This is a genomic window from Mesorhizobium sp. M1A.F.Ca.ET.072.01.1.1, from assembly GCF_004023325.1.
GTDB lineage: Bacteria > Pseudomonadota > Alphaproteobacteria > Rhizobiales > Rhizobiaceae > Mesorhizobium.
The window spans coordinates 1-2,871 of sequence record NZ_RZSF01000538.1 but is presented as its reverse complement, the minus strand read 5'-3'; the positions used below and the strand labels follow the sequence as shown (position 1 = coordinate 2,871).

The window sequence follows — 2,871 nt, the reverse complement described above, 5'->3', positions numbered from 1 at the left end:
GCCTAGATTTTGCCCAAATCATAAAATTGCCCAATGCTTAATCTCGTCTCCGTGCCGGCACTCGCCGGCCAGTTGCGGGGCAGCGGCAAAATGGGGCAAGGTCGCCGCCGAAATGAGCGACCGCATGGCCTTCCCGATTCGCATTCTTCTGAGCTTGCTGCTTCTTGCGTCGGCCGTGGGCAAGGCCCGCGCGGACTTCGCCGAAGGCAAGCTTCCGGACGGCGTCTATCATTGCGAGGTCTATCTGCTCGGCCTCTTCCTCAATCTCGGCGACATCACCATCAAGGGCAATGTCTATAGCGGCCCAGTGACCTTCGGCACGTCGGGAACCTACAACTACCAGATGGACGCCAATGGCGAGATCAGCTGGCTCGGCCCGCTCGGCGGCTATACGAGCGGCGGCAACTCGATCTCGCTGACACAGGCGACGCTCGACGATCCAGGCGGTCCCTCCTTCGACATCATCATGAAGCAGCAGGACGGCGCCTTTACCGCCTCCACCTGCACGAAACATTGATCGAACAAGGAACTTCGCTTCGATGCTGCGCACAACCTGCCGCTTTATCTGCGGGTCGCCGGCCGACAGCCGAGGGGCAGTTGAAGCGGAAACCGCCTAAGCAGTGACCGCGACTTCCAGTGCCAGGCGGGTCATGTCGGTGAACAGCGCCTGGCGTTCGGAATACTCGGTCTGCTCGTCGGCGGCGACGTGGTCGACCACGGTCAGCAGCGATAGGGCGCGCGCGCCGAAATGCGCCGAGATGCGGTAGAGCGCGCTGGTTTCCATGTCGACCGCCAGCGCGCCGAGCGCCCTGGGCTCGTCGAAGCGGGCGCGGCCATCGGGATGATGGAAGATGTCGCTGCAGACGGTCAGGCCGGCGCTGCAGGCAATGCCGAGATCGGCGGCCCGCTGCAGCGCCAGCGCATGGAGCGCCTCATCGGGGCCGGCCGGCTGGTAAAGTCCGAACACCTGCCCGCTGATCGGGCCCTCGGCGCGCACGGCGCTTGAAACGACCAAGCCCCGCAGCGGAACGTCATCCGACAATGCGCCGCATGTTCCTGTGCGGATCAGCGTCTTCACGCCATGATAGTCCAGCAACTCATGGGCATAGATCAGGAAAGAAGAGACGCCGATGCCGGTTGCCTGGATGCTGACCGGCTTGCCACGGAAACGGCCGGTGAAGCCGAGGGCGCCCCGACGGAGATTGATGCAGCGCGGCGCCTCCAGAAAAGTTTGCGCCATCCACTGCGCGCGCTCGGGGTCGCCCGGCAGCAGCACCGTTTCGGCATAATCTCCCCTGCCCGCCTCGATGTGCGGCGTCACGCGCTATCACCCCCATGACAGAACCCATCCGACCTGCATCATGGCAGGCTCGCTGCAATGTGCAAGCGATAGCTGTTTAAGACATGTCGCCTAAAAGGGCGCAGCGCTTTTGGGGAAACGACATGCGTCAAACAAAGATCTGAAGCGCGTCGCCTGATCTGCTTCGGCGATGCGCTTTAAGATTCCAGCACGTCTTTAACGATCGTCGCCAGTTGCTTGAGCGAGAATGGTTTGGGCAGGAAGCCGAAATGCGCATCGGCCGGCAGGTTTTTGGCAAAGGCGTCCTCGGCATAGCCGGAAACGAAGACGAATTTTATGTCCGGCTGGCGCTTGCGCAGCTCGCCGAGCAGCGTCGGCCCGTCCATTTCCGGCATCACCACATCGGACACGACGATGTCGACCTTGCCGCCGAGTGCCTCGAAGACCTCCAGCGCCTCGACGCCGGAGGAAGCCTCGTGAACGGTGTAGCCGCGCGAAGTCAGCGCCCTCACGCCGCCCATGCGAACGGCGTCCTCGTCCTCGACCAGAAGCACGGTCGCCGAACCTGAGAGGTCCTTCGCCGTGTCGGCCGGCTTGGCTGGAGCTGCCGCCGCCGCAGTGTCGGCAGATTCGCTCGCCTTCTTCACCTCCGTCACGTGACGCGGCAGGAAGATCCGGAACACCGTGCCCTTGCCGACTTCGGAATCGCAGTAGATGAAGCCGCCGGTCTGCTTGATGATGCCATACACCATCGAGAGGCCAAGGCCCGTTCCCTTGCCGACCTCCTTTGTGGTGAAGAACGGCTCGAATATCTTCTTCAGCACCTCCGGCGCGATGCCGCTGCCCGTGTCCTCGACCTCGACCAGCACATAATCGGCCGGGATAAGCTCGCGATACGGGAACGATTTGCACTCCTCGGCCATGACGTTGCGGGTGCGCACGGTAAGATCGCCGCCGGTGGGCATCGCATCGCGCGCGTTGACGGCGAGATTAACCACCACCTGCTCGAATTGGCCGATGTCGACCTTGACCGGCCACAGATCGCGCCCGTGGTCGATCTTCAGCCTGATATCGTTGCCCACCAGGCGGGCAAGCAGCATGCGCAGATCGGCAAGCACATCGGTCAGGTTGAGAACTTCCGGCCGCAAGGTCTGCTTGCGCGAGAAGGCCAGCAACTGCCTAACAAGCGACGCCGCCCGGTTGGCGTTCTGCTTGATGTTCATGATGTCGGGGAAGGACGGGTCCGACGGCCGGTGGTTGGTGAGCAGGAGGTCCGACGCCATGATGATGGCGGTGAGCACGTTGTTGAAGTCGTGCGCGATGCCGCCGGCAAGCTGGCCGACCGCCTGCATCTTCTGGCTCTGCGCCATCTGGCCCTCGAGCGCCTTCTGCTCGGTAGTCTCGACGGCGTAGACGATGGCCGATTCCTCCGCACCCTCGCTACCGGCGCCGTCGGCGACGGCATTCACGTAGAAGCGGATGTGGCGCTCCTCATGCCCGGGTAGCAGCGAGTCGATCGGCTCGATATTGGCCTGCCGCTGCCGCGCCTTCTCGAAGGCGGCGGCGAAGGT

Annotated in this window: 3 protein-coding genes; 1 reads left to right on the top strand and 2 read right to left on the bottom strand. The window is 63.3% G+C overall.

From position 1 onward, the window contains the following. Positions 1 to 124: 124 nt before the first annotated feature. Complete coding sequence (locus tag EOA32_RS35845) at positions 125 to 517, top strand: hypothetical protein (protein WP_095827984.1); 393 nt, start codon at positions 125 to 127, stop codon at positions 515 to 517. Between the two features lie 96 nt (positions 518 to 613). On the opposite strand, the gene EOA32_RS35840 is transcribed toward EOA32_RS35845, so the two are convergent. Next, a complete protein-coding gene (locus tag EOA32_RS35840; protein WP_128374204.1) occupies positions 614 to 1,321 on the bottom strand; it encodes a purine-nucleoside phosphorylase in 708 nt (235 codons plus the stop codon). Positions 1,322 to 1,497: 176 nt separating this feature from the next. Then, a partial coding sequence (locus tag EOA32_RS35835; protein ID WP_128374203.1) for an ATP-binding protein occupies positions 1,498 to 2,871 on the bottom strand: 1,374 nt, incomplete at its 5' end.

Excerpts from the sequence above, each read along its gene's own strand:
- EOA32_RS35845 (WP_095827984.1), top strand. The coding sequence starts at position 125 with ATGGCCTTCCCGATTCGCATTCTTCTGAGCTTGCTGCTTCTTGCGTCG.